This window comes from Acinetobacter sp. YH12219, from assembly GCF_013417875.1.
GTDB lineage: Bacteria > Pseudomonadota > Gammaproteobacteria > Pseudomonadales > Moraxellaceae > Acinetobacter > Acinetobacter amyesii.
In genome coordinates, this window is record NZ_VPDC01000012.1 from 94,715 (window position 1) to 120,535 (window position 25,821).

Below are 25,821 nucleotides of genomic sequence, written 5' to 3' on the forward strand. Positions count from 1 at the left end.
TTTTTACTTCTGCGCCGTTTTTCGTTTTTGCTTTTGAATGGTTTGATCTAAGCTACTAGAAAATTCGCGCTTATCTCGTTCTGAAATCGGTGCTGGACCACCAGTTTGCACACCTGCGCCCCGTAATGTATCCATAAAGTCGCGTAAATGTAGACGAGCTTTGACATTTGCTGTGGTATAAATCTCACCGCGTGGATGTATCGCTATACCGCCCCGCTCAATCACTTCAGCAGCAAGTGGAATATCCTGTGTCATCACGATGTCGTGCTCTTTCATGCGCTGAATAATTTCTTTATCCGCGGCATCCGCCCCGCTCATGACTTGAATTGAGTTAATCCGCACCGAAGGCGTTATCCCAACATTTTGATTGGCGACAAAAGTGACTTCTAACTGGTAACGATCAGAAGCCCGAATAATCACATCACGTAAAATGCGTGGTAACGCATCTGCATCCACCCATAATTTAAATGGCAGCACTGATTTTCCATTCACTTTTAAACATGACTCATAGTAACAAATCTACATGACATTTTGGGGATCTGCATCCGCTGAATGGATCTACATTTCTCTAATTATGAGAATCGAAAAGCTGCAAAATGAGTCCAACTTGGGCTTATTTTCCAATGCTTTTACATTTAAATCCTACTGAAAACATTTTTTATGCATGATTTCATGATAAATATGACGTCGGTGACTTGAAAATTTCAAATAACCCTCGATTTATTAATTATGAAACCAACCCAATATCAATTGTGCATATGAAAAAACAAAATAGCCCTGAAATTATCACTATTGAAGATCAAACTTTTGGTAGTCATGTTGAACATTGGAATTTGCTCACCGGCAACCCGACAACGGATGTACCAGTTTGGCTGGGTCAGGCATTGGATGCACCCATTATGCCGATGGGCTTATGCGCACAAGAATCTGATATGGATCAAAGTACCTGGCTGATTCAAGGTCCATCACAAGCGTCGATTCAACTGTGCCAAGTGATTGCGGTAGAAAATAATAAACCTAAAGCCGTTAAAACTGCATTTCCAAGTTTTGATAGCCCATATAAAACCAAAGCCACCATTGAACGTATTATTACCTGTAAATCCAATACGCAAGCTGTGCTTTGCCTCGACTTAGGCGCAAATACCAGTGTGTATGCTTTTGATAGTTTATATAGCGTCAATCACGACCAATATGAAAAAGATGCAAGCTACAGTGTGCAACTCAATGCTTGGGCCTATGAACTCGAAGCTGTCGCAGAACATGAACAGCTTGTTGTTGATGATCCTGCATCGATTAAACATCATCGTGCTTTAAACGATATCTTGGCAGCAAATAATGGTGTTGCCCCTGCAGACTTACACGAACAGATTAAAGCGTGGCAACCGAAGTCTGAAGATGACAAAGCACCAGTCACAGTCGATTTTTCTAAAATGGTTGCATACCTATATGGTGAAAATCTTGGCCAAGAAGACGAAGCATGGTTCCAAGGGCATATAGTTGGCAAAACCGCCATGCAATTTAAAGAGCAAGACTATACGCTGTATGATGTGACCTTAATCCACGAAGAAAACCAAGAAGCGGTGATTGTTCGTGTTGCAACACGAAATCCGGCGCATAAAGATTTCAATGTTGGGCAATATATTCGTGGCAATCTGTGGATACAAGCCAATATTTACGCGAAATCTGCCTAATTGGAATTCAAATCTAAGAAGAAAAAAACCACCAAAATATGGTGGTTTTTTTTATTACTTAAATTAGTATTTAACGTCAAACACTAAACTTCTTTCATAAATCAATTTTAAATCAATACTTAATTCACAAAAAATATTCCCTCTCCTTTTCAAGGATGAGCATAATTACGCGCAAGAAGGAGAGGATTTATATGAAAAATTTCCCTCATCTTAGAGGAAGAAGGGCTTTCAGTATTAATCTTGCTACGAATTAATGATCATTTTTTTGACTTATGAAAGCTATCTACTAGCGTGGACTAATTTCATCGAGTACACGCATGATTTCAGCTTTGGTTTTAAAGAAGCGACTAAATAAACTCGAAACTGAACCAATCATCGTGATGTGCCCAACACGTGGGATTTGAATCAACTGACTGTGGTTGCCTGAGGCTTTTAATCGACGATCTAAATCTTCACTATTGCTATAGCCAACGATATTGTCTTTATCCGCAGTAAATAGATAATGCTTCACTTGATTGTGCTCAACAAAATAATACGGCATCACTTGTTGATACGGTACATTTTGATCAAAGGCATCTGCACAAATCGGATCACCTTTATAATCAAAATGATATGGCCCTGCCAATCCCACAATTGCACGAATATTCTCTTTCACTTGTAGCTGATAAGGCGTCGGATGATACAGTGCAGACATGACATTAAATGCCCCTGCCGAATGTCCCATTAACACCACATTTTCCACTTCAATCTGCAACTTATGCTGAGACTGCGTCAAATAGTTTAATGCAAGGCTAAGATCATCAATTGAAGCCGGAAAAATATATTCAGGTGCGAGATGGTAATTAATGACAGCAACATCGAAGCCTTCTTTGGCAAAAGCTTCACCAATGAATCCATAGTCCTTTTTGTCACCATGCATCCACGCTCCACCATGTACAAACACGATGAGTGGACGTTGCTGACGAGGTGCTGACGTGCGATACAAATCTAGGCGATGGCGCGCTTTTAGACCATAAGGGATATTGTTTTGAACATGATATCCTTGTTTGGGTGTCAGTCGATTTAATGCATAACTGCCAAAATCATATAACCGAAAATTTCGATATAAAGATTTAGCCAAATCCATTTTTTGCTGAAGCCGCAGAGACCATTGATTCATATTTTACAGCATCATTTCCGACATTTTATTGAGCATTTGGATCGACAGCATCCGGATCTATCGCTACAGGCGTTTGTACTTCAGGTTGCACATTACCTACAGCAGGTGTGGTGTAACTTGAGTTAATTGAACGTGCCTGTGGATTTGGGTTCTGATCAATATTATCGATTAAAGTGATAATTCGCGTTACATTACCCACTTGTTGCAAGATTTGATTTAAGTCTGTGATTTCCGCACTGTTTAAACGGCCCATCACATAAAGAACAGCATCTTCAGTATGAATGTGTACTTTGCTGTCAGATACCACAGGCGCTTTCATAATCAAACCACGGGTATTCGCAGTGACCGCAGTATCTTGCATGATGGTGCTATAGCTGATCTGATTACCCACTGTAATATAGTTATGTACAGTTTTGACATCACTCATTGAACGGACATTTTCTTCTGCCAATTCTTTTAAATGATTATCTGGCACTTGCCCAGTCAATAAGACATTGCCATGAAAACTTTCAATATTGACACGTGACTGTTTAAAACGAGTATCTAATTTATATAAGTTAATTTTTGCTGTTCGAACAATGGAAGAGTCAATAAAAACTTGTCCCAATGAGCGTGCGCCGCTTTCAGTTCCTACAGGTGCTGATCCTGTTCCATTCGAAATAAAACTCGCACAGCCAGATAAACTTGCGACACAAAGCATCGTTATTGCAATACGCTTAACCACTCAGCACGACTCCTCAAATTTCCACACGTATTTTTCTATGCGTTTACACAGTTTGTTTTATCAAAGATTAATCAACTCTTGATCAAAAGTAAAAGCATTTTCAATCCATTGCTGATGATACGGGTATTTAGAAAAATCTTGCTGTAGTGTTTTTGCAAAGTGTTGATAAAAATCAAAACAAATTGCATCAAAGCGACAATAATAATTTTGAAAATGTGACTGTTCATTTAAAAAAAGCAACGCAGTCTTCATCATCTTACGTTGTTTGTGAATGGAAATACTTTCGATGGCTTGGGCATAGCGGGTATTTGAACGGGCTTTAACTTCGATAAACACCAATTCTTGACCACGTGCAACGATCAAATCAATTTCACCATAACGACTATGATAATTCTGTTGCACCTGTACATAGCCTTGCTGCTCAACCAAACGCAGCGCTTGCCGTTCTGCCCACTGCCCCAGATTCATCTGTCCCAAATTCATCTGCTCTAAGTTTAGCTGCATCGTTTCATCCCTAAAGTGAGATCGCCACGATGCCTTTTTTACTTCGCTCATAGCAGTGAGGAACACGCTGAATATTATTTTGACTAATTCTGATTAGCCCTGTTCGCCCCTGAAACTCAATGCTTTTTAATTTCGGTTCTTGCAAATATTGTTTTGCGATATGCCATGTGTCCCCACCAAAAGCTAAAAGACGTTGATATGACATATCTACTGGATTTTCCTCATAAGCTCGGATCAGGTCTGGCCAACGTGCGTCATGCAAGGCAGGTGCATCACAAAATTTCAGCCCTACAGGAATGGGCTTAGTGGCTTCAATCGCATTGGCGACGCTATATAGTTTTGTTTTAGGTAGTTTTTTTTGACTGTTTAACCATTCATTATTGCCCAGCAACAGTATCCCTTGATTTTTGTCTAGCTTCGTTGGGAACTGTTCAATCACTTGTATAGGCACTGAACTTTGACTGATTAAGGACATGAGCAATAATTCATGTTCTGCCTCTGTTGCAGGCTGACGTAACACTAACACGTGCGCCAATTTGTCTTTTTCGAAGACTTTTTGGAGTGCTAAGGCATCATCACGTTTCGATAAACTGTACTGCCAGACATTGGGAATTTGGCTTGTCGTTTCATTTAAAGCCAACACGCGGACTTTAGGCTTTGCTTTTACAAGTGCTTCAACATCTTGGCGTGCTAAAGGGCCAATCACCAATTGAGTTTTTTTATTTACCTGTTGCTTCAATATCGCTGCAATTTGCTTTTGATTTGAATCTACAAACTTAATGGGCACTTTGTAGTCTGACGATTGATATGCGCTATTGAAACCTTGCTTAATACTGGATGCGGCTCGCGCCATAGGGCCAGATTCAGGTAGAATGACCAAGACGTCTGCCTGTGCAGCAGTAAACAGACTGCTTAAAAGGCAAAGACCCAAAATTTTGTTCTTATTATCCAACATGGAGAAACCTATGAGTGCTCAGTTATTTGTTGTTGCAACTCCAATCGGGCACTTAGATGATATTAGTTATCGTGCAATTGAGGTATTGAAGTCGGTTAAAATTATTGCCGCCGAGGATACACGAACTTCTGCACAATTACTTAAACATTTTAGTATCAATACACCTTTAACCGCCTGCCACGACCATAACGAAAGCAACAAAATCGACCAGCTCATTGAACGCCTCGAAAAGGGTGAAAATATGGCGCTGATCAGTGATGCAGGCACGCCATTAATCAGTGACCCTGGCTTTAAACTGGTTCGTGCTGCACAAGAAAAAAATATTCGTGTCATTCCTGTACCGGGTGCCTGTGCTGCCATTGCAGCTCTCAGTGCTGTCGGTCTGCCCAGTGACCGTTTTAGTTTCGAAGGATTTTTACCGTCTAAACAGTCACAACGTCTTTTAGCACTGGAAAAACTGAAAGACGAAACTCAAACCATGATTATCTATGAAGCGCCGCACCGTATTGTGGATTGCCTAAAAGATATGTCGAATGTCTTTGGTGCCGATCGTCCCGTGGGCTTTGCACGTGAAATTACCAAAACATTTGAAACCATTAAAAAAATGTCTTTGGGTGAGTTAGTTCATTTTGTCGAATCTGATCACAATCAGCAAAAAGGCGAAATCGTATTGGTAATTGGTGGTGCGACCGAAGAAAAAGACCTAGAGCAAGAAAAGTTAGACAAATTGCTGACCCGTTTACTTCAAGATTTGTCCGTTAAAGCTGCCTCTCAGTTGGCTGCAGATTTAACTGGGATTAAAAAGAAAGTGGCCTATCAACATGCTTTAGAATTAACCCAAGCGAACGATTAAGCTTAATTTTTTTTATTTTTAATTTGAACCGCTTATGGGACCTACGGGTTCCATAAGCTATCCCATACAATAATTTAAATAGAATGAAAAAAGTTGCTTATAACATGTCCATAAATCTGTCTGTCAAAAAACCGCTGGTGTTCATTCTCTTTAATCTGGTTTGGCTCACGACCCTTGCACATATTATTTATACTGGCATTCAACCCTATCCGCACTATATTAGTGGCGAGCAAATGACGGCCGATCATAGCGCGATTGCGATGGTCTGTGGATATTGTTCCCTCTATTTTGTAGTCGGTAATTTACTCAAACTGAGCCAATTTTGGGATAGGCATCGCTATTGGGCTTATGTCGTTTTGAGTGCGGTATTACTTTTTCAATCTTTTGTCGCTGCTGTGGCGGCCATGCATGCACCGCCGTATATTGCTGCATTTATTATTAATTGTATGTTTTTGCTTTTACTGCATTTTGTTTTCTATCCTATTTACGCGATCAGTCGTAAATATATGAAGCCAAAGACGGCTTAAAATAACTACACAACGTCATAACTAAACATGCTTAGTTTAAAAATGAATGACCTTCAGCCTCGCACAAGTGAATGAAGCAAAAAAAACACCACATGACGTGGTGTTTTTTCATTTTAATCTTTTGCCGATTCGTCTGGAGGGACTTCGGTAATACGACCACCACGCGCTAAGAACGCAGCAACTTCATCTTCAAGCGCCTGACGTTGTTTTAGTTTTGCAGTCACTGTTAATGTTTCAGCTTCAGAGGTGTCACCATCAGAGGCAGAATCAGCTGCGTCACCTGCACCTTTTTCAGCTGCTTGTGCTTCATCTTCATCAACTACTGAATCTTCTGGATCATCATAATCGTTCATATCAGTCATTGTGTTCTCCCCGCGAATGACTTCTGTTTGCCAGCGAATGGCTGGTTTTAAATTAACAGAAATTTAGCAATCTCTGAGCATTTCGACTAGTACCCACAATCAAAAAATCGTATCTTTTTTAATCAAAATCGTAACCTTGTTTATACGACTGTCTAAAAAATATCTGACTTTGACCTAAGCTGCGTAGATTGTATCTTTTAAAATACTCAGACCATTGGCTTGAGCCATAAATGCATCTTTTAGAACAGTCTGATTTTCCACTTGTTTTAAACCAAAGTTTCGCGCCCACACCACAGGTGAAAAAGTGGTGGTTTCTAACCAACCAATCGCGGACATACTATGCATCATGGCATCGTTTTGCCCTTTACGGCGGTGCTCATAGCGCTTCAAACTTTGTTCATGTGCCCACACACCACGTTTTTTATCGGTCAAAAGCACATCGCAAAGCACTGCTGCATCTAAACAGCCAATATTCACGCCTTGTCCTGCAAGTGGATGAATCACATGAGCCGCATCACCAATCAACGCCAGACCATCATGAACGTATTGCTGTGCTGCTCGCGCTTTCAATGGAAATTTGGCACGTGGTGTTGCTTCTAAGACTTCACCGAGCATGTGATGACTTTCTCGAGTGAGCAACGCAGTAAATTCAATATCGGATAAAGCCACATATTCATCGGCATAATCATCTGGTAAGGTCCACACAATCGATTGCCAATAACCGCTTTCTTCTTTTTTCAGACTCGCCATCGGCAAAAATGCCAAAGGTCCTGTTTCTAAGAAAATTTGACGCGCTACATGCTGATGCGTTTGGGCGGTTTTAATTGCACAGCTTACACCGGCTTGTTTATAGTCCAGCACATCTAGATCGATGAAAGCTTGCTCACGGACAAATGAGTTTGCACCATCTGCACCAATCACCAGTTTTGTTTTGAGCTGGGTACCATCTGCGAGGTGAATGATCCACACACCAACGCCACGCTCAACTCGACTGACCTTAACTTGGGTTCGGTAGTCTTCAAGCTGTTCTAGCATTTTTTCTTGAATGGCTAAATTCAATACACTTGGTTCAACCATTGAACCTAAAGCTTGCTCAACTGATGGTGTTTGCTCTGCCACATGACCAAAATTGATTTCTCCATAGCCATTTTTATTCCACACCTGCATGCCTGTATAAGGCTGCTGACGTGCAAGTTTTTCCCAAACGCCCACAGTCTTGAGTAAATGAATGGTGGCTTGACTGAGCGCCAAAACTCGAGGATTCGCAACACTTTTGGTTTTTTCTGCATCCAAAATAGGTGCCGCATCCAATACCGTAGCCTGCACACCGCCCTGCGCCAACAGCAATGCCGTTAAGCCACCGACCAAGCCACCGCCTACAATCACTGCATCCAGTACATTTGTTTGATTTAAACTCATGCTTTTAGCCCCATTGCATAATTCGCGACCAAAGGCTTGATCCCCGGAATGGTGTCAAAGGCAACTAACCCAGTATTGCGGATCAATTTTAAAATTGGGTTCTGGTTGCTGAAACCACGTACAACTGAATCACAGAATTTAATCACCCGCTGCTGATCGGTCAGGCGCGATTTTTCATAATCAAGCAACATAGCTGCATCACCCAGATCTGCATTTTTTTCAACTTGCTCTTTTAAATAACGGCGTAGTACATAGGCATCGCGCATACATAAGTTAAAGCCCTGACCCGCCACTGGGTGAATAGTATGGGCAGCATTTCCCATGAGCACTACACGACCTACAGCTTGTTTCTCTGCAAGTACTTGCGACAATGGGAAGCTGAAACGTTTACCCGTTTTTTGGAATTTACCTGCACGGTCGCCATAGGTTTCTTGTAAAGCATCTAAGAAGTGCTGATCATTTTCATCCCCCATCCACTCGCCTTCAGTTCCTTTAGGAACAGGCCAAACCACTGAGCGACGGTATTCACCTGGAAGTGGCAGCAGCGCTAGCGGACCAAGCGGACTAAAACGCTCGAAACCGACATGAGCATGCGGTTTAGAGGTTTGCACCGTAGTAACAATCGCCACTTGGTCATAGTCATGTTCTGATGCGCCAACGCCTAAGGCTTTGCGGCAGAATGAATCACGGCCATCTGCGGCAATCACGATTTTAGATTGTAGTTTGAGCTGTTCTTCAGCACGCTGTGCTTCTATATATGCAAAGTCTGCATCTTGCGTCAGTGAAGTCACTTGTACGCCATCAATTAATTCGATTAATGGTTGTTTTTTGACTTCTGTGAGCAACACACGACCGAGCCATGCATTTTCAATGACTTGTCCAAAGCTTTCGACTTTTTCTTGTTCTGCTTTTAGTCGTGCCTTACCAAAACTGCCTTGCTCTGTAATATTCACCTCTAAAATAGGCGTGGCATGTTCTTGCAAAGCATCCCACAGACCAAGTTCTTGATAAATCTGCACCGTACGGCGTGACAAGGCGCTGTTTCGCGCATCAAAACTAGAGTGATAAGGCGCAAGGTTTGCATCATCATAATTTGGGTATTTAATGGCTTCTAAAAGTTTTACGCCAATTTTGGCTTTGGCCAACATGAGTGCCAGACTTAAACCGACCATACCACCACCGACAATGATGACTTCTTGCTGCATGCTTACTTCCTTTTTTATCAAGTATTCGAATTTAGGAAATTCACTCGAAATACATATAATCTGTAATGGATTTTATCTTACATCAAGGGCATGATTTTTTATAATGAAATACAAATTTGTTGCGGGTATTTGCACTGAATAAATACAAAATAAATCATCTCTCGCCGTAAATATTCATCTCAAAAAATAGCGAATCACTTAAAATCACAATAAAAATGACTGAGCCGATTAAATTTCCGGCTCAACCACAGATCATTTTAATTTCAAGCATCAGCTTCCTCATTCAAATGATTCACATCGCCCTTCATAAAAAGTGCCTTGTTATTCTGCCTAACTGATGTTACGCAGTAACATCAGTAATTTAAATAAGGTGCTTAGGAAGTTAAGCATTAAAATACTGGATTAATTTCTGTAATCGAATTTCTGCATCTTGATTAAAAGCATTCGCCGCTTGGTGATACCAGCGCTTTGCTATCTTTAAGTCTAGATTTACACCATTACCCAGCTCATACATTAAACCAATTTTATAGGGGGCAATTGCACAGCCTTGTTTTGCCGATTGCTTGTACAAGTTCATAGCTAGATTATAATCTTGATCAAGAATTTCGCCCTTTTCATATATTTCAGCAAGGGCCGTTCTTGCGTTTATATTTCCCTTTTCCACTGACTGATTCAGTAGATCTAAAGCAATATGAACCTCTGTTTTACATGGTTTTTTGAACAACAGCGCTGCTAACTTCAGCATCGCCGCATCATCCCCTTGATCAACCGCTTTTTGATACCATCCTTGTGCTGTTAAATCATTTTTTTCGACGCCGCATCCCATTTCATACATTTCACCCAATTTAATTTGGGCTGCAATATCCCCTCTTGATGCTAAACTTAAATAATCATCATAAGTACGCTGATTGTTATACTTAAACTTTATTTTCTTTACTGGATTATAATCACTATCAAAGATTTCAAAACCGACATAGATTTTAAAGAGTTCAATCAATAACAGCCGAACCAATTGAGTATGATAAATTAAATGATCCTTTTCGCTAAAATAATAATATTGATAATAGCTTTCCAAATCTTCATTGATCTCTTCTTTTAAACTGTTTAAATCAGTCATCCATTTTTTTTGAATTTTGCCATTTTCAACATATTCGTATAAATATCTTGTTGAAAAGTTTAACCATTCTTTTTCAAAATCTTGTATTTGCCCATCCATGTAAAGTTCATCTTCTTCCGCTTGAATGACACATCTAATTTCTGCACCCTCTTTATAAAGCGCATAGCTATAGCTTGAATTTGTGTCTGCAAAATCAAAGAATATCATCCATTTAATCGGTAACCCACTGCTCAGCAAGCTGCTCCATTTTTCAGGTTCAGTAAAAGCAAAATGCGCTAATCCGGCACTATTGATACAAACAACATGATCCGTCAGCCACTCTATATCTAATGCAGATTTTGAGTTTTCTTCAAAATAAACCAGCCAATCATTTACCAGTCTTTCTATATCCTGTTGATTGCCATTAAAGGGAATAACCACCCCAGCTTTTCTAACGCCCATAATTATGATTAAAATAAAAAATTTATACGATTAATTTTAAAAGACTTATATCTAATTTTTGTAAAAACTTAACATCAGAAAATCAACTACATTGCTAATTAACATTGTCTGTATGATTAGTATTTATATGACTGCTTATAGATAAAAAAAAGCCGATCATCTGACCGGCTTTTTTAAATACTGTATAAACTTAAGCGGCTTTCGCTTTCGCCATCAGCGCTTCAATCTCTTCTACAGATTTCACCACTGCAGCGGTTAAAACACGTGGACCATTTTGAGTTGCTACAACATCATCTTCAATACGGATACCAATACCACGCCATTTTTCATCAACAGTTTCATCATCTGGCGCAATATAAAGCCCCGGCTCAACAGTCACGACCATACCTTCTTCATAGGCACGCCATTCACCGTCTTGTTTATATGAACCAACGTCATGCACGTCCATACCGAGCCAGTGGCCTGTGCCATGCATATAGAACTGACGATAACCTTCTTTTGCGATGATTTCGTCAATATCTCCCTGCATGATGCCCAAATCAAGCAAACCTTGAACTAAAATACGCACTGCAACGTTATGCGGTTCTTTATACGAGTTGCCGATACGCACAGCATCAATCGCCGCAATTTGCGAATCGAGCACGACATTATAAAGTGCTTTTTGTTCAGGGCTGAATTTACCGTTAACAGGGAAAGTACGGGTAATGTCTGAGGCATACAGTTGATATTCACACGCTGCATCAATCAGTACCAAATCACCATCTTTCAATTCTTTGTCATTTTCCACATAGTGCAAAATACAGCCATTTTCACCACCACCAACGATGCTGTTATAGGACGGTACACAGCCATTTATACCAAAGACATAATTCAGTTCTGCTTCTAGTGCATATTCCATCATGCCCGGTTTGACTGTTTGCATGGCGCGGGTATGCGCTTCTGCTGAAATATCCGAAGCAATCTGCATCAATTCGAGTTCATCATCAGACTTATGCAAACGCATTTCATCGATAATGCGGTCCAGTTGAATGACTTGTGCAGGCGCACTTGCACCCTTACGTGATTCACCGCTTGCAGCTGCAATCCACTGCGCCACACGAGCATCAAAATTTGCTTGCTGCCCGATACGGTAAAATAATTTATCTTTATTTTGTAATTTTTCTAAAATTTCTTCGTCTAATAAATCGATAGCAAAGGCTTCATCCGCGTCATAGTCATCAATCACGCCATCAATACCCGCACGGTAACCATTCCAAATTTCCATTTCACGGTCACGTTCACGGCAGAACAAACTATAGCTATAACCTTCTTCTTCGCTATCAAAGGTTTCAATCACTGCAACCGCTTCAGGTTCAGCAAAACCTGTTAAATAAAAGAAACTACTATCAGCACGGAATTTATAGTCGGCATCACGGTTTCGCATGGCTTCTTTGCTCGTGGCAATAATTGCGATGCTGCGTAAGCCCATTTCACCTGCAAGGATGTCACGACGTTCCTGAAAATCTGCTTGAGTTAATTTCTTCATGGATATGCTTCTTATACGTTTGGACTATGATTGATTTAATAGGATGATGAACTCCTTAGATAGAGTCCATCATCTATTAATTATTAATGCAAAAAGAATGCCTTAACTTGGACGGTGTGGAGTGAACATTTCAACCACATTGCCCGCTTGAGCCGATGAATTTTTAGCACTCAGTTGTAGCAACGGTGTTTCTGAAACATCTACTTTGGTACGTCCCATAGACAGGCTTACTGGGATTAAACGAACAAATTCGTATAATTCCTGATAGCTTTCTTCACCTTCTTCATCATCATCTGAATCTTCAAATTCTACTGAAGCGACATCTTGTAAATGCTCAATCAATTCTTGTTCATTGGTACGCAGATGTCCTGCCGCCAAACCAAAACCAAGAACCACACCTGCACACCAGTCTGCCAAGGCTTGCACACGCTCACCAAGTAAGTGATCATCATCTGGTAATAAAGGAAGATAGTCGAGTTCATCATCTGAAAGTGAATGAGCAACATCTTCTGCTTCTTCAGTTAACAATGCCAATGCATCTTCATCTAATTCAGCTACATCAAGTGTTGCTAAAATTTGTTGCCACTCTTCACGACTCGGTGGTTGTGACACACAAACTATACCAGTGAGTAAACCATGTAACTCACTTGGGCTTGAAATTTCTTCAATTTTAGAAAAATTGTGGGACCAATCTGACCAACCTGAAATATCGTCTTGCATTCGCTTATCCAATCTCTATACTTCGTATATATTACCTTTGTTTGCAAGACTGTGCGACTACGTTATGTTAGAAGAATTACAGCGTCTCCAAGCGCATATTAGCGTTTTAAAAACGCGACTGGCGCAATTTGAAAGCGAAAATGGTGCCTTACAAGATGAGAAAAACTCATCTAATGAGCAGCATCATGCTCAAATTGTACATAAGAACGGCATTATCACCTCGAAACAAGAAGAAATTGAAACACTGAATGAGCAATTAACTGATTCACGTGCTCAACTTCAACAGCTCAATACTGATGCAACTGCTTTGGCTGACCGATACAGCCGCCTCGAAAAAAGCTGTACTGATCTAAAAAATCGTTTTCAGGAAATTTTGGCAGAGCGTAATGAGTTACGTATCGTCAAAGAAAAAATGCAAAATGAACAACGTCATGCTCAGCAAGAAATTCAAGGTTTAAAGCAAGAACGTGAACGTCTGCTTCAAAAAAATGAACATGCCAAAGCCAAAGTTGAAGCGATTATTCAACGTTTAGCCATTTTAGGTACTGCTCAAGATCAACATGCACAAGAAATTCAACAATTGGCGCATCCGACTGAAAGCAATGAGGAAGTTTGATCATGAGTGAACAAATTGCAGTTGATTTAAAAGTTCTAGGTCATAGTTTCCGTTTAGCAACGACCTCTGACCAACAAGCAGATTTAGAACGTGCAGCGCAGCTGCTGAATGACAAATACGATGAATTTCGTCGTAAAGCGCCACGTATGGAACCAAGCAAGTTGATCATTATGGTCGCACTTGAGTTAATGCAAGAAGTCCTGTCGATGAATAAGAGTTTGCAAGAATATGCAAACTGCGAACTTTTGTTGCAAAATATTTTGGAACAAGTGGAAGAATTGACTGATTAATCGGTGGTTTAGTGATTATACTTTGCCCGATTGCTTCATTTTAAACACTTTGTCAGCGTTTGGTGATTTGCCAATAACGCTGAATTCGTTATACTGAGTACATCTCTGAGGTGTTCGCCAGCTAGGTCTAATCCCCTGCCGATACTTAAACTTATGGATGTGTTCTGTATATTCTGAGCGTATGCCCTCCTCGTGTGGGAAACCCAGCGAGTGTACGTCGCGTCCACCTTGAACTCATCGGGTTCAGGGTCACGACATTTGCAGCGGCATCTTCGGAGTGTTTATCTTCCAAGTCATTAAATGAATTTTCAGCATTCAACTCAATTCAAAAATATTCTAAAAAATTCACTATTCTATTTCTGCGCTATTCGACTCCTGTTCTTTTCTTAAAAACTGATGTTACGCACATAAAAGTAATTTCGCATTTTTAAAATAATTTTAAGCCTATTCGACGGAGTCTTACATCTAAGGATTAAATAAAGAGATTAGCCTTCGGCTGGAGATACTTTTGTTTCGGCAAAAGTACCCAAAACCATTGTCATCCGCAAAACTCGTTCACTACCGCCAAATTATTCAAAGCATCACAAAAACATTTTTGATTAGAAGTAGTCCTGTCTTAAACACTTGCGGATGACGTTACCGCGTATCGTTGTTTTATTTGAAGCAAATTGCGCTTTGATGTTACTGCGTAACATCAGTTAAAAATTTTTATTCAAGTTTGTTCACCTTCAAAAGCTGATTTAATCCGCCTTATTCAATTTTTGAGTTGTTCCAATTTAGCTTGCTGCCCATCTAAAAATCGATCCATTTCGGGAAGTATTTGGCGTAAATATTGAATAGATGAAATAGCTTCATCCACGTTCACGACGCCTTTTTCAACCAATCTGTATTGCTGCTCGAGTAAAGCGAGTACTTGATTTTGATTCGGCTGCTGCCCCTGACTCATCTGTGTGTTTATTTGCTGAAATTGTTGAAATACCTGTTCACGTTGCTGTAATAACTGGGTGTGCGTTTCATTATCTTGTCTTTCTTGTTTGGGTTTGGAACTTGAATGCTGTAAAACATTTTCCGTGGTTTGATCTGAATGTGTTTCGGACACTTTTTGTTGATCTAAAGGTAGCTGTTCATGAACCTCCTGCTGCCGTGGTTTTAAAAACTGAATCATCAACCATAAAATTAAACTAAACGTCAAACCTAAAACAATCCATTTTTTATTCATGATGCAGTCTCTAGACACCTTCTGATATTTAAAAAATTCAGAGCCGATTTGACTCTGAATTTACCTTTTTATTTAATTTTATCTAAATTATTAGTTGCCCCATCCTGCTGGCGCATAACCCAAACGAACACGCTGTGGGTGATTGCCAACTGGAACTGTGATGACTTTTTCACCTGTCGCGAAATCAATCACTGTTACTGCATCTGTCGCACTTTCAGAAATTACACAGCGTTTTCCATCTGGGCTTTGCGTTGCCCAATACGGTTTACCTGCAGCAATCAATTTCGCCGCGGTCAAAGTTTTACGATCTACTATAGTGGCATAATCATCCATGGTTCCTGCGACACACAGTTTTTCACCATCACCACTGATTGAAAGCCCATGATGGCGTGAGTCATTCACCCATTTGGTGCGATCTGAGGGAATCGTTGTACTTCCCGGAAGCTGTGCAATGCGCGTGACTTTGTCTTGATTGAGATCATATTCGACCAGACCATTAAAAAATGAGACCTGAGCATAGATTTTGGATTCATCTTTACTAAATACAATCGGTCGAACTGAGTTAGACAGATCTTTTCGTCCCACGGCATCTAAAGCAGGTCTAAAATCGATTTTTTTAAGGACTTTATAATTTTGAGCATCTGCGATCGTGATATAGCGTTTGCCTTTAGTAAAATCTTGCCAAGATGCATCCATGGCTGTTTCGACATTTCCAATGGCTGAATTTAGAATTTTAGTACCGTTGGCAAAATAGATATTTTCATGTGGTTTATCGCCCGTCGCAAAACGTCCTAATTCTTTGCCCGTGTTGATATCGAGTACATGTACAACATTCCCTGAAGATGCTGAAACAGCAACTTGTTGCCCATCGGGTGAAACCGCCATATGGTCTGCTCGAAATCCTTCAACGGGTGTGCGCCAATTGATTTTCCCCGTTGCAATGTTAATCGAGACTACATCTGCATAACTTGGGCGTGATGCAACCACCGATTTGCCATCTGGTGTGGAATACATGTCATCGACCAATTGATCATTTCCCTCTCCTGCCGTATTACGAATATAGCTATAAGCGATTAATTTTACTGGGTTGAGGTAAATTTCAGTGAGGCGTTGTTTTTTGTCGGGCACCATATTGATGACACCAACTTTCTGATAGTTTTTTGCAGGATTGATCACTGTAACCGTACCATCCCAATTATTGCCGACAAAAAAGACTTGCTGGCTATTGGGTGGAACGGGTGCAGTGGTTGTCGCTGCGAAAATAAGTGGCGACACCGTAACTGTCATACAAAGAAGTGTCCTGATCCAGAGATTTTTTTCCATTTTTATTGTCCATTCATTTGTTTTTATGCATACCTTTTGACCAAAGCCATCAGATAAGTGTCGCTTTTTTAGCGCAAAGAAAGCTTATTAAATATACAAGTGTAGATATAGCGTATTTGTTTTAATTCCGATGAGTTGTTGATTAAAGGCGCACAAACCTGCCACTAAAGGCTTCTTCAATAATGTAATATTCTATCTCTGCTCCATTCCACCACTTTTCTTTGCTTCAAATATTTCATTCAAATCTTTTCAATTTCAAAAGCTTATTTAAGAGTTGTCCCAGTTTGGCTTGCTATCTATCCAAAAAAACAATCCAGAATACATTTGCAAGACTCAAGCAGAACTATGAAAAATCAGTTGCCTTAGCTTACATATTTATTTGGCTGTCATTATGTAATATCAACAGAACCTAAATTCAACACGATTTTAAGGCCATAAAAAAACCCAGCTTTCGCTGGGCTTTTTTTCGAATCAGTTCAATGCTTAGTGAGCAGCGAATTGGTTCATTGTGTTTTTCGCATCGTCACCCGCTTTAAGCGCGTTGTCACCAGCGAAGATTTCTTTGTGGTCGTCACCGATGTCAGAACCAGCCATTGCTTGGTGTTTAACACAAGAAATCGTACCGCGGATTTCTTTACGTTGAACGCCAGCTACATAAGCAAGCATACCTTGGTCGCCGAAGTAACCTTGAGCAAGCTCGTGAGTAGAAAGAGCAGCTGTATGGTAAGTCGGAAGTGTGATCAAGTGATGGAACACGCCCGCTTCACGAGAAGCATCAGCTTGGAACGTACGAACTTTTTCGTCAGCTTCAGCAGCTAATTCAGAGTTATCGTATTCAGCGCTCATTAGTTTAGCACGGTCGTAAGCAGAAACGTCTTTACCTTCAGCAACCCAACGGTCGTAAGCTTGTTGACGGAAGTTTAAAGTCCAGTTGAATGAAGGCGAGTTGTTATAAACAAGTTTCGCATTTGGAACTGTTTCTTTAACACGGTTAACCATGTGAGCGATTTCTTCAACGTTTGGAGTCGCAGTTTCGATCCAAAGAAGGTCAGCACCATTTTGAAGGCTAGATACACAGTCAAGTACAACGCGGTCAATTTGCGTGTCTGGACGGAACTGGTACAAGCCAGAAGCAAGACGTTTTGGACGGTGAAGTTTACCGTTACGCTTGATTAGGATTTCGTCTTCTTGAGCTTCTGAAATGTCAATTTCAGTTGTGTCTAAGTAGCTGATGTATTGAGAAGCGATGTCGCCTGGCTCTTTAACCACTGGGATTTTTTGAGTCAAGTCAGCGCCTTCAGAGTCAGTACGAGCAACGATGATACCGTCATCAAGACCCATTTCTAAGAATGCATAGCGAAGAGCGTGGATTTTCGCGATGAAGTCTTCGTGTGGAACTGTAACTTTACCAGCTTGGTGACCACATTGTTTAGCGTCAGATACTTGGTTTTCGATTTGTAGTGCACAAGCACCCGCTTCGATCATTTTCTTAGCTAGTAAGTAAGTCGCTTCTTCGTTACCGAAACCAGCGTCGATGTCAGCAATAATTGGCACAACGTGAGTTTGGAAACCGTCGATTTGAGCAGTGATTTCAGCAGCTTTAGCAGTATCACCAGCTTCGTTTGCTTTTTTAAGCGCACGGAACAAGTCGTTTAATTCTTTCGCGTCAGCTTGACGTAGGAAAGTGTAGATTTCTTCGATCAATGCAGGTACTGAAGTTTTTTCGTGCATAGATTGGTCAGGAAGTGGACCGAATTCTGAACGAAGAGCTGCAACCATCCAACCTGAAAGGTAGATATAGCGACGTTCAGTTGTACCGAAGTATTTTTTGTTCGCAATCATTTTTTGTTGTGCGATGAAACCGTGCCAGCAACCTAATGATTGAGTGTATTTGCTAGAATCAGCATCATAAGCAGCCATATCACGACGCATAATAGCAGCTGTATATTTCGCAATGTCTAAACCAGTTTTGAAACGGTTTTGCATTTGCATACGTGCAGCATCTTCTGGGCTAATATCGCGCCAAGTGCTTCCGAATTTTGCTTTTAATTCACGGATTGCATCAATCGCTGTTAAGTATGTAGACATGATATGTTCCTGTAATAATATTAGGATTTTTCTGCAACGTAAGGCTAAAATCATACCCTCGAATGATTGTTCAGATTTAGAACACTTCGTTGCGATAGACACAGAGTAGATTGACTAAAAAAATTAATCCAATATTCTGCATTAATTTTCGGTATTTATTTAAAAAATATGTAGATTAAAGTCGTATTATAATAATTAACCAAAATTTATAAGCATTTGTATTTAAATACTTTTATTAATATATTTTGCTAATTTTCTTGTCTATTTTTCAAACATTTTGATGAATTATTCTTCATTAGACTTAAGTCGACTGAGCATTCACTTTTAAAAAAAACAGCATTTTTTACGCCATTTTTGCCCAAATTTACCGAGCTAAATACTCGGTTATTCCGTCTTCAAATGATCATACAAATGAGATATTTCATCTAATTTTTTTGTTTTATGAATATCACTTCGCATAAACAAGATTGCTCCGTATTTTTATTTCATTTACTTAAAAATATCGGTCTAAACAGGTAATAAGTATTTAAGATAATATATGCTGGCACTTCAGCAAATTTGTCTTAAAACTGCCGATTTTTAGTACAAAAGTACACGTCATTTTTTCATCCATTTTTTACACAAGCCTTAGTAGTTATGGCATAATCAGATAAATTTCATGATTTTATTGTCGGTATTTATTTTATGAATCTGGAGCGGGTCGATCTCAATCTATTAATTTATCTTGATGTACTACTTCGTGAAAAAAATGTGACTCGTGCTGCCGAGCAACTGGGTGTAACTCAGCCTGCGATGAGTAATATTTTACGTCGTCTACGCAACTTATTTAATGATCCACTTCTTATTCGTTCTTCAGAAGGTATGACACCTACAGAACGTGCACTTGAATTACAGCCACGTATCCGTGATGCACTTTCTGACCTTTCGATGATTTTGGAACCCCGTACCGAGTTCCGACCTTACACTTCAAATCGTGTCTTCCGCATCATGACTTCAGATTATGCTGAAGCAACACTGGTACCGCGCCTAGTAAAAGCTTTGCGCTCCGAAGCACCCAATGTGGTTCTGGACTTTTTAACACCAAGTGATGTGTCTTATCGAGATATGGAACAAGGTAAAGTCGACTTGGCGATTAACCGCTTTAATGAAATTCCGCAAAGTTTTCACCAAGTATTGGTCTGGCGTGACAGTTTTTCATGCCTTTTAAATGCCAAGCACCCTGCTGCAAATAACTTAAACCTGAAAAGTTATCTAGATGCACAACACATTTGGGTGTCTAAAACAGGTATGGGTGTTGGTTTTGGTGTCAATCCTGAAAAACAAGCGGGTCTTGGTTGGATTGATCAAGCCTTAGAACGTATTGGCCAAAAACGTAAAATTTCAGTTTTCACCCGTCATTATCAAATGCCGGGCTTATTGGCATCGAATGTTGACTTGGTTGCGACTCTGCCAAGCCGTATTGCTCGACTTCAAGCCAAAAGTCAAAACCTGTTACTTCGTGATCCACCATTCTATATTCCTGAATTTGAATTAAAAATGGCTTGGTGTCCATTACTTCATCATCACCCTGCTCATCGCTGGTTACGTCAACTTATTTTATATGTTGCACGTCAAATGATTGAAGAAGAAAACCGCGAATACTTAATGAATAACTCTCAGTTTTCACAGTATCAGTAATTAGTTCTTTAATTCCTTATTAATTCAAACGTATACTGTCACTATATAGGTAGTAGTTAAGACTACTACCTTGCCCATTTTTGTGTTAGAAATACAGAAAAATAGAATGAATCACAAACAGGTGTATTCGTGAGCCTTTTCCAAAATATTGTCATTATTATTCTCCTGATCGTCGGTGCGGGTTTTCTTTCATTAACAGAAATTGCCCTTGCGGGTGCACGAAAAGTAAAACTTAAAATTTTGGCTGAATCTGGAGATTCACGTGCACAACGTGTGCTTGACTTACAAGCCAACTCAGCAGACTTTTTCGCCGCATCACAAATTGGCTTAAATGCTGTGGCAATTCTTGGCGGTATTTTGGGTGAAGGTGCTTTTCGTCCTTACTTCATTAGCTTAGTCACTCGTTTTTATCAGGGCCCGTGGACTGAAACTATCGGTTTCACCCTGTCGTTTACTTTAGTCACATCCTTATTCATTCTATTTGCTGATTTGATGCCAAAACGTTTGGCGATGATCGCACCTGAAAAAATTGCCGTTGCTGTTGTTGACCCGATTCAAATCTTTATTAAAGTGTGTAAGCCAATGGCATGGGTGATTAATGCCATTGCCAATTTGTTGTTTCGTTTATTCAAAGTGAATACAACACGTGATGACAATATTACCTTTGACGACATTTCAGCTGTGATGGATGCCGGTGCTCAAGCTGGTGTACTACAAAAACAAGAACACCACTTTATTGAAAACGTATTTGAGCTGGAAGAACGTAACGTCCCTTCAAGTATGACCACACGTGAAAACGTGGTGTACTTTACCCTCAAAGAATCTGAAGCCAGTATTCGTCAAAAACTCGCTGAATTTCCGTATTCAAAGTTTTTGGTCTGTAGTGAAAATATTGATGACGTGATTGGCTATGTGGATGCCAAAGATATTTTGGTTCGAATCCTCAACAATCAGTCACTTTTACAGCTCAACGAAAATACTATTCGTAATGTCCTCACGATTCCAGATACCTTAACACTGTCTGAATTACTCGATCGTTTCCGTTCAACCAAAGAAAAATTTGCCGTTGTAATTAACGAATATGCTTTGGTTGTTGGCGTTATTACCCTCTCCGACATTATGATTACCGTGATGGGCGACTGGGTAACACCGATTGAAGCAGAGCAACAAATTATTAAACGAGATGCAGATTCTTGGCTTATCGATGGCAGTACACCAATCGAAGATCTAAAACATGCACTCGCTTTAGATGAAATGCCCGATGAAGAAAACTATGAAACCCTTGCGGGCTTTATGATGTTTAAACTGCGTAAAATTCCACGTCCAGCTGACTTTGTTACTTATCATGGCTACAAATTTGAAGTTGTGGATGTAGACCACTTTAAAATTGACCAATTATTAGTGACCCGCTTACAACAGGCTGAAACTGAACTTGATACACCAGAAGAATCGGATTAATTCGATTCTTCTTTTTTCTAAAACAATAAAATATAAATACGATGGAATACGAAGATGTCTTTTTCACTTAAAGCTATTTTGACTTGCTTTAGTTTTTATACTGGGGCTTATCTAATCTATTATTTTTTCAAAGCTCATCCACAACCTTTATTTCTATTGCTCGGTGTTGCACTGATCGTCACTGCTTGGTTTTTAACGCCTTATCCTTATGAACGCGGCAGACAACATTTTGACGAAACTATGCGTTTTGGTCTGTTTTTTTATAATCCCTTAATTTTTTGGTTCCGATTTTTTAGTTGGCCGATTCGGACGCTACTGTCTATTTTTGCTTAAGCGCACTTATTGTGATCAAACTGGATCTACACGCACTTACAGTTCTCTACTGATGTTGAATAAATGTAAACAGACCACTTTTTTTGAATACAAATTAAAATAAATCGAAAAACCGCCCTTCCCTAATACCTTCATTATTAATGACTATTTTTCATTAAAATAGTGATGTATTTCACATTTTCTCACCTTTGTTTTGACTGATGAAATTTATCTTTATGCTCTGCCCTTGGATTTAAAAACAGCTTTATATTTCAAAGGAATGAACCATGTTAACCGTACTCGGTTTGGGCATGATCTTGTGCTTTATGTATTTGATCATGTCGAAACGCTTAAGCCCACTTGTTGCACTGACTTTAATTCCCCTACTTTTTGCCTTGATTGCGTGGTTACTTGGTTTTTATTTTGACAGCTTGTCACACATACAAATAAATGAAATTGGCGACATGATGATTGAAGGTGTAAAAAACTTGCACCGACTGGCATCATGCTGCTTTTTGCGATTCTGTATTTTGCCATCATGATTGATACAGGTTTGTTCGACCCTTAGGTGAAATTTATTTTAAAAATGGTCAAAGGTGATCCGTTAAAAGTCGTTCTTGGAACCATTACCCTGACGTTAATTGTCTCTTTGGATGGAGATGGTTCTACAACATATATGATCTGTGTTGCTGCCATGCTGCCACTCTATAAGCGCTTAGGTATGAGCCCATTGATTATGGCATGTTTGATTATGCTCTCTAGCGGCATTATGAACCTTACGCCATGGGGTGGGCCTACAGCCCGCGCCGCCAGCGCACTTCATGTCGACCCAAGTGATGTATTTGTCCCGATGGTTTTACCGATGTTATTTGCCATCGGCTGGTTGTACTTCTTAGGAACGATGTATGGTCGCATGGAAAGAAAGCGTCTAGGAATTGTCCAATTGGATATCAGCCATGGTGAAAACATTCAAATCTCAGATAATCCAGAAGCCAACCGCGCAGATCTACGTTGGTTTAATGCACTGTTAACCGTCGTTCTGATGATTTGTCTGGTTTTTAGTATTTTACCTATGCCTATTTTATTCATGGTGGCTTTATGTATTGCGCTAGTCGTCAACTACAAAAATGTCGACTTGCAGAAAAAGTTAATCGCACATCATGCAGGTAGTGCTTTAAACGTGGTCGGCATCATTTTTGCTGCAGGTATTTTTACCGGAATTTTAGCTGGAACAGGCATGGTAGAAGCCATGTCCAAACAACTTGTGGCAATTATCCCTGAAAGTATGGGTCCCTATTTAGCACCGATAACCGCTGTCATCAGTATGCCGATGACTTTCTTTATGTCGAATGATGCTTTCTATTTTGGGGTTTTGCCAATTCTTTCAGATGCAGCAGCTCATTATGGAATTGCACCTGTAGAAATGGCACGTGCCTCCATCGTAGGGCAACCTGTACACCTACTCTCTCCACTTGTCCCTTCGACATATTTACTCTGTGGACTTGCGGGTATCGAGTTTGGACAACATCAGAAATTTACCATTATCTGGGCTGTAATCACGTGTTTTGTCATGTTAGCAGCAGGTCTGATCTTTGGAATGTTTCCCTTTTATTCGAGCTTAACTTAAAATTTTAAAGATAAAAAAGCACCATCAGGTGCTTTTTTATGCTTAACAATACTGAACTAGCCAGTGTTTTACACTCACAGGTTCATTTGTAGTGATTAATGCTTTGAAATTAATGCTTCTAGAACTGCTTCATAATGAATACGAATGTCATCTTCTAAAATTTTATAAACATTGTCGAATTGAACCATTGGCCAGCCTTCTTTCCAAAATGGAAAAATGTTATGGAGGTCATGAGTCACCGTTGCGTCTTCACGTACAATCGCTTGTGCAACTTGCGACAATACTTGTGCAGTTTCAGCACCATCAATCGCTAAATAATCGATACCACGAACTTTCAAAATACGGATACGGTCTTTTTTGTAGCGGATTTTTTTACTTTGGCCTTCATTTAAGCCTAAAGCTAAAGTCACAGCTTCAACAAATTTATCTTCAAATGCTTGATTTAATTTTACCAAAGCTTGTTTGTGTGCTTCTTGACGACCAGCTTTTCCCCCACTACGAATCACTTCATTTGCTTCAGTATTTAAAACATCTGATTTCATCGACTGAAGAATGTCTAGAATTTCGATATCGCTTAATGTTTCAGGAGAATGATCAGTCATAAACTGCCTATAAAAACTTAATATTCAATAAGTATGTATTTTCGCATAAAAGAAGGATGAAAACTGCGACCTTCACTATAGAAATTGTGATTTCTCTTATAATGTTCAGATATACAACATGATTTAGAAAAAAATTCTGTCAAAAATATCGAAATCAACTATATTACTTTCACGCTTTAATACTAACGTCACAATATGGCTCAAAAGAAACAGGCTGCGCTTTACCTTCAACAACTGAAACAGCAATATCCAGCAGCCTTTAAACATAATTATTTATTTTATAGCCAACTGAAAACTCAAGGCATTTTAGACGAACTCAAAGAACTTATTCCTTGGGTTTTGGCGGCGATGATTTTTATTTCTTTGAGCATGAGTATTGGACATGCAGTGCAACTGTATTTTCCAGAAATGAGTGAGTTTCGCGCTCATGGTATTGCTGTACTAAGTATTATGCTGTTTTTCATGCTGGTTGTGCCCTTAGTCATCAAGCAAATCAAGCACAGTTCAATGTCCCTGTATCAAAGTTTGAAAAATACGCCGTTCAGACTTGCGATCGTGATTTTATTACAATTACTCAATATCGCCTTTTTACAAAGCACCTTTGTTCAATCTGTATTGTTCTTTTTCGCCATGAGTTTCGGCTTTGTGCGTTTTTATAAAGAAAATCTTTTCAAAGGTGGAAGTAACACCCAAGAATACTATTTTCTGCAAGAGACACGTCGTATTGCATATTGGTCGTATAAACAAATGCTTAAAGCAAAATTACGTTTGTCGCTCAGTAATCCGAATCAGGCAAATCATAAACAGTTATCTGAGCGCTTTACCCTGTTCCAAAATTTGCACATACAAATGCTGCATCAGGAAAATCAGCTATGTAAAAAGCTAAAGCACCAAAATGTTGAACATTATCTTGATGAGTTAATGAAATAAGCTGGCATTGATATAGTGCAAAAAACTTTAAATCACTGCTCAAAAAGTCATTCAATACATCGCTATTTTTGAATATTTTCAACTTATATGCATGAATTGATTGATTTTAAAACAAACACCATCAAATACTCTTGCCAAGCTTCATTTCGTCCTCTATTATTGCGCACATGCCCGAGTGGTGAAATCGGTAGACACAGGGGATTTAAAATCCCCCGCCCACAAAGCGTGCCAGTTCGAGTCTGGCCTCGGGCACCATTCTTATACTTCTAAGATTGGTGCAATAAAAGATCCAGCAATTTGCTGGTTTTTTTATGCCTAAAATTTAGAAATCTATTATTATTCGATGCCGACACCTTCAGATTTTAATCTCCCCGCACTACAACTCAAGCATCCCGATGCCTTTTATCAACGGCTGCTGTTTGCACATCTTAAAATTATCAATCTCACACCCACTGCACCTGTTTTAATCTTTAGCTT

The 25,821-nt window shown here is 39.7% G+C and carries 23 protein-coding genes, 1 tRNA gene, 1 other RNA gene and 1 pseudogene; 11 read left to right on the forward strand and 15 right to left on the reverse strand.

Annotated elements, in window-relative coordinates; genetic code table 11:
• Nucleotides 1-3: 3 nt before the first annotated feature.
• Entirely contained in the window at nucleotides 4-492 is a 489-nt protein-coding gene (locus tag FTV04_RS09285; protein WP_372491130.1) for a YaiI/YqxD family protein, read from the reverse strand.
• A 266-nt stretch (nucleotides 493-758) separates the two neighbouring features.
• On the opposite strand from FTV04_RS09285, the gene FTV04_RS09290 reads away from it, so the two are divergent.
• The gene (locus FTV04_RS09290; RefSeq protein WP_180009976.1) at nucleotides 759-1,691 is read left to right on the forward strand and encodes a hypothetical protein; all 933 of its coding nucleotides are present in this window, start codon (nucleotides 759-761) and stop codon (nucleotides 1,689-1,691) included.
• Between the two features lie 286 nt (nucleotides 1,692-1,977).
• Here FTV04_RS09290 and FTV04_RS09295 read toward each other — a convergent pair whose 3' ends face one another.
• The 4 genes from FTV04_RS09295 to FTV04_RS09310 are packed head-to-tail and all read right to left on the reverse strand — an operon-like array spanning nucleotide 1,978 to nucleotide 5,033.
• Nucleotides 1,978-2,850, reverse strand: a complete 873-nt coding sequence (locus tag FTV04_RS09295) for an alpha/beta hydrolase (RefSeq protein ID WP_180008944.1) — start codon at nucleotides 2,848-2,850, stop codon at nucleotides 1,978-1,980.
• Between the two features lie 25 nt (nucleotides 2,851-2,875).
• The gene (locus FTV04_RS09300; protein WP_180004165.1) at nucleotides 2,876-3,574 is read right to left on the reverse strand and encodes a BON domain-containing protein; all 699 of its coding nucleotides are present in this window, start codon (nucleotides 3,572-3,574) and stop codon (nucleotides 2,876-2,878) included.
• A gap of 60 nt (nucleotides 3,575-3,634) precedes the next feature.
• Nucleotides 3,635-4,042 (reverse strand): YraN family protein, encoded by a 408-nt coding sequence (locus tag FTV04_RS09305; protein WP_180063273.1) that lies wholly within the window; start codon nucleotides 4,040-4,042, stop codon nucleotides 3,635-3,637.
• Nucleotides 4,043-4,088: 46 nt separating this feature from the next.
• A complete protein-coding gene (locus FTV04_RS09310) occupies nucleotides 4,089-5,033 on the reverse strand; it encodes a penicillin-binding protein activator (RefSeq protein ID WP_180089309.1) in 945 nt (314 codons plus the stop codon).
• A gap of 10 nt (nucleotides 5,034-5,043) precedes the next feature.
• Here FTV04_RS09310 and rsmI point away from each other — a divergent pair, with 10 nt between their 5' ends.
• Both rsmI and FTV04_RS09320 read left to right on the forward strand, forming a co-directional pair.
• The gene (rsmI, locus tag FTV04_RS09315; protein WP_180089310.1) at nucleotides 5,044-5,886 is read left to right on the forward strand and encodes a 16S rRNA (cytidine(1402)-2'-O)-methyltransferase; all 843 of its coding nucleotides are present in this window, start codon (nucleotides 5,044-5,046) and stop codon (nucleotides 5,884-5,886) included.
• Nucleotides 5,887-5,990: 104 nt separating this feature from the next.
• On the forward strand, nucleotides 5,991-6,413 hold the full coding sequence (locus FTV04_RS09320) for a hypothetical protein (protein ID WP_180089311.1): 423 nt from the start codon (nucleotides 5,991-5,993) through the stop codon (nucleotides 6,411-6,413).
• Between the two features lie 113 nt (nucleotides 6,414-6,526).
• On the opposite strand, the gene FTV04_RS09325 is transcribed toward FTV04_RS09320, so the two are convergent.
• From FTV04_RS09325 to FTV04_RS09350, 6 genes are all read right to left on the reverse strand, one after another.
• Nucleotides 6,527-6,775 (reverse strand): hypothetical protein, encoded by a 249-nt coding sequence (locus FTV04_RS09325; RefSeq protein WP_078189169.1) that lies wholly within the window; start codon nucleotides 6,773-6,775, stop codon nucleotides 6,527-6,529.
• A 174-nt stretch (nucleotides 6,776-6,949) separates the two neighbouring features.
• Entirely contained in the window at nucleotides 6,950-8,194 is a 1,245-nt protein-coding gene (locus tag FTV04_RS09330) for an FAD-dependent monooxygenase (RefSeq protein WP_180089312.1), read from the reverse strand.
• Complete coding sequence (ubiH, locus tag FTV04_RS09335) at nucleotides 8,191-9,399, reverse strand: 2-octaprenyl-6-methoxyphenyl hydroxylase (RefSeq protein ID WP_180089313.1); 1,209 nt, start codon at nucleotides 9,397-9,399, stop codon at nucleotides 8,191-8,193. The genes FTV04_RS09330 and ubiH overlap by 4 nt, the downstream gene beginning before the upstream one ends.
• Before the next feature lie 382 nt (nucleotides 9,400-9,781).
• On the reverse strand, nucleotides 9,782-10,957 hold the full coding sequence (locus FTV04_RS09340; RefSeq protein WP_168378079.1) for a tetratricopeptide repeat protein: 1,176 nt from the start codon (nucleotides 10,955-10,957) through the stop codon (nucleotides 9,782-9,784).
• A 190-nt stretch (nucleotides 10,958-11,147) separates the two neighbouring features.
• A complete protein-coding gene (pepP, locus tag FTV04_RS09345; RefSeq protein WP_180089314.1) occupies nucleotides 11,148-12,482 on the reverse strand; it encodes a Xaa-Pro aminopeptidase in 1,335 nt (444 codons plus the stop codon).
• A gap of 102 nt (nucleotides 12,483-12,584) precedes the next feature.
• Entirely contained in the window at nucleotides 12,585-13,202 is a 618-nt protein-coding gene (locus FTV04_RS09350; RefSeq protein WP_168378081.1) for a UPF0149 family protein, read from the reverse strand.
• Nucleotides 13,203-13,266: 64 nt separating this feature from the next.
• Here FTV04_RS09350 and FTV04_RS09355 point away from each other — a divergent pair, with 64 nt between their 5' ends.
• The 3 genes from FTV04_RS09355 to ssrS all read left to right on the forward strand — a co-directional run bounded on the left by FTV04_RS09355 (nucleotide 13,267) and on the right by ssrS (nucleotide 14,390).
• Entirely contained in the window at nucleotides 13,267-13,818 is a 552-nt protein-coding gene (locus FTV04_RS09355) for a hypothetical protein (protein WP_078189180.1), read from the forward strand.
• A gap of 2 nt (nucleotides 13,819-13,820) precedes the next feature.
• Nucleotides 13,821-14,108 (forward strand): cell division protein ZapA, encoded by a 288-nt coding sequence (locus tag FTV04_RS09360; RefSeq protein WP_168378082.1) that lies wholly within the window; start codon nucleotides 13,821-13,823, stop codon nucleotides 14,106-14,108.
• Between the two features lie 99 nt (nucleotides 14,109-14,207).
• A non-coding RNA gene (ssrS, locus tag FTV04_RS09365) (6S RNA) lies at nucleotides 14,208-14,390 on the forward strand.
• 472 nt (nucleotides 14,391-14,862) lie between these two features.
• Here ssrS and FTV04_RS09370 read toward each other — a convergent pair.
• From FTV04_RS09370 to FTV04_RS09380, 3 genes are all read right to left on the reverse strand, one after another.
• Nucleotides 14,863-15,327: a hypothetical protein gene (locus FTV04_RS09370; RefSeq protein ID WP_168378083.1), complete on the reverse strand. Its 465-nt coding sequence runs from the start codon at nucleotides 15,325-15,327 to the stop codon at nucleotides 14,863-14,865.
• Nucleotides 15,328-15,417: 90 nt separating this feature from the next.
• Nucleotides 15,418-16,614, reverse strand: coding sequence for a YncE family protein (locus FTV04_RS09375; RefSeq protein ID WP_257221007.1), 1,197 nt, complete (start codon nucleotides 16,612-16,614; stop codon nucleotides 15,418-15,420).
• Nucleotides 16,615-17,133: 519 nt separating this feature from the next.
• Entirely contained in the window at nucleotides 17,134-18,738 is a 1,605-nt protein-coding gene (locus FTV04_RS09380; protein ID WP_168378085.1) for an isocitrate lyase, read from the reverse strand.
• Nucleotides 18,739-19,422: 684 nt separating this feature from the next.
• On the opposite strand from FTV04_RS09380, the gene FTV04_RS09385 reads away from it, so the two are divergent.
• From FTV04_RS09385 to FTV04_RS09395, 3 genes and pseudogenes are all read left to right on the forward strand, one after another.
• Nucleotides 19,423-20,415, forward strand: a complete 993-nt coding sequence (locus FTV04_RS09385) for a LysR family transcriptional regulator (RefSeq protein WP_078191331.1) — start codon at nucleotides 19,423-19,425, stop codon at nucleotides 20,413-20,415.
• A gap of 129 nt (nucleotides 20,416-20,544) precedes the next feature.
• The gene (locus FTV04_RS09390) at nucleotides 20,545-21,873 is read left to right on the forward strand and encodes a hemolysin family protein (protein WP_078192153.1); all 1,329 of its coding nucleotides are present in this window, start codon (nucleotides 20,545-20,547) and stop codon (nucleotides 21,871-21,873) included.
• Nucleotides 21,874-22,472: 599 nt separating this feature from the next.
• Nucleotides 22,473-23,812, forward strand: a pseudogene (locus tag FTV04_RS09395) (CitMHS family transporter).
• A 95-nt stretch (nucleotides 23,813-23,907) separates the two neighbouring features.
• Here the strand turns inward: FTV04_RS09395 and FTV04_RS09400 are convergent.
• On the reverse strand, nucleotides 23,908-24,414 hold the full coding sequence (locus tag FTV04_RS09400) for a hypothetical protein (RefSeq protein WP_078191335.1): 507 nt from the start codon (nucleotides 24,412-24,414) through the stop codon (nucleotides 23,908-23,910).
• A 195-nt stretch (nucleotides 24,415-24,609) separates the two neighbouring features.
• Between FTV04_RS09400 and FTV04_RS09405 the strand changes: the two genes are divergently transcribed.
• Nucleotides 24,610-25,344: a hypothetical protein gene (locus FTV04_RS09405; protein ID WP_180005427.1), complete on the forward strand. Its 735-nt coding sequence runs from the start codon at nucleotides 24,610-24,612 to the stop codon at nucleotides 25,342-25,344.
• A gap of 169 nt (nucleotides 25,345-25,513) precedes the next feature.
• Nucleotides 25,514-25,599, forward strand: a tRNA-Leu gene (locus FTV04_RS09410).
• Nucleotides 25,600-25,821: the final 222 nt, after the last annotated feature.

Bases quoted from the DNA above. Each gene is read 5' to 3' on its own strand.
- FTV04_RS09355 (WP_078189180.1), top strand. From the start codon at position 13,267: ATGTTAGAAGAATTACAGCGTCTCCAAGCGCATATTAGCGTTTTAAAA.
- FTV04_RS09385 (WP_078191331.1), top strand. From the start codon at position 19,423: ATGAATCTGGAGCGGGTCGATCTCAATCTATTAATTTATCTTGATGTA.
- FTV04_RS09320 (WP_180089311.1), top strand. From the start codon at position 5,991: ATGTCCATAAATCTGTCTGTCAAAAAACCGCTGGTGTTCATTCTCTTT.
- FTV04_RS09405 (WP_180005427.1), top strand. From the start codon at position 24,610: ATGGCTCAAAAGAAACAGGCTGCGCTTTACCTTCAACAACTGAAACAG.
- FTV04_RS09310 (WP_180089309.1), bottom strand. From the start codon at position 5,033: ATGTTGGATAATAAGAACAAAATTTTGGGTCTTTGCCTTTTAAGCAGT.
- FTV04_RS09290 (WP_180009976.1), top strand. From the start codon at position 759: ATGAAAAAACAAAATAGCCCTGAAATTATCACTATTGAAGATCAAACT.
- FTV04_RS09350 (WP_168378081.1), bottom strand. From the start codon at position 13,202: ATGCAAGACGATATTTCAGGTTGGTCAGATTGGTCCCACAATTTTTCT.
- FTV04_RS09370 (WP_168378083.1), bottom strand. From the start codon at position 15,327: ATGAATAAAAAATGGATTGTTTTAGGTTTGACGTTTAGTTTAATTTTA.
- FTV04_RS09400 (WP_078191335.1), bottom strand. From the start codon at position 24,414: ATGACTGATCATTCTCCTGAAACATTAAGCGATATCGAAATTCTAGAC.
- rsmI (WP_180089310.1), top strand. From the start codon at position 5,044: ATGAGTGCTCAGTTATTTGTTGTTGCAACTCCAATCGGGCACTTAGAT.
- FTV04_RS09375 (WP_257221007.1), bottom strand. From the start codon at position 16,614: ATGACAGTTACGGTGTCGCCACTTATTTTCGCAGCGACAACCACTGCA.
- pepP (WP_180089314.1), bottom strand. From the start codon at position 12,482: ATGAAGAAATTAACTCAAGCAGATTTTCAGGAACGTCGTGACATCCTT.
- FTV04_RS09325 (WP_078189169.1), bottom strand. From the start codon at position 6,775: ATGACTGATATGAACGATTATGATGATCCAGAAGATTCAGTAGTTGAT.
- FTV04_RS09295 (WP_180008944.1), bottom strand. From the start codon at position 2,850: ATGAATCAATGGTCTCTGCGGCTTCAGCAAAAAATGGATTTGGCTAAA.
- FTV04_RS09330 (WP_180089312.1), bottom strand. From the start codon at position 8,194: ATGAGTTTAAATCAAACAAATGTACTGGATGCAGTGATTGTAGGCGGT.
- FTV04_RS09340 (WP_168378079.1), bottom strand. From the start codon at position 10,957: ATGGGCGTTAGAAAAGCTGGGGTGGTTATTCCCTTTAATGGCAATCAA.
- ubiH (WP_180089313.1), bottom strand. From the start codon at position 9,399: ATGCAGCAAGAAGTCATCATTGTCGGTGGTGGTATGGTCGGTTTAAGT.
- FTV04_RS09380 (WP_168378085.1), bottom strand. From the start codon at position 18,738: ATGTCTACATACTTAACAGCGATTGATGCAATCCGTGAATTAAAAGCA.
- FTV04_RS09305 (WP_180063273.1), bottom strand. From the start codon at position 4,042: ATGAATCTGGGGCAGTGGGCAGAACGGCAAGCGCTGCGTTTGGTTGAG.
- FTV04_RS09360 (WP_168378082.1), top strand. From the start codon at position 13,821: ATGAGTGAACAAATTGCAGTTGATTTAAAAGTTCTAGGTCATAGTTTC.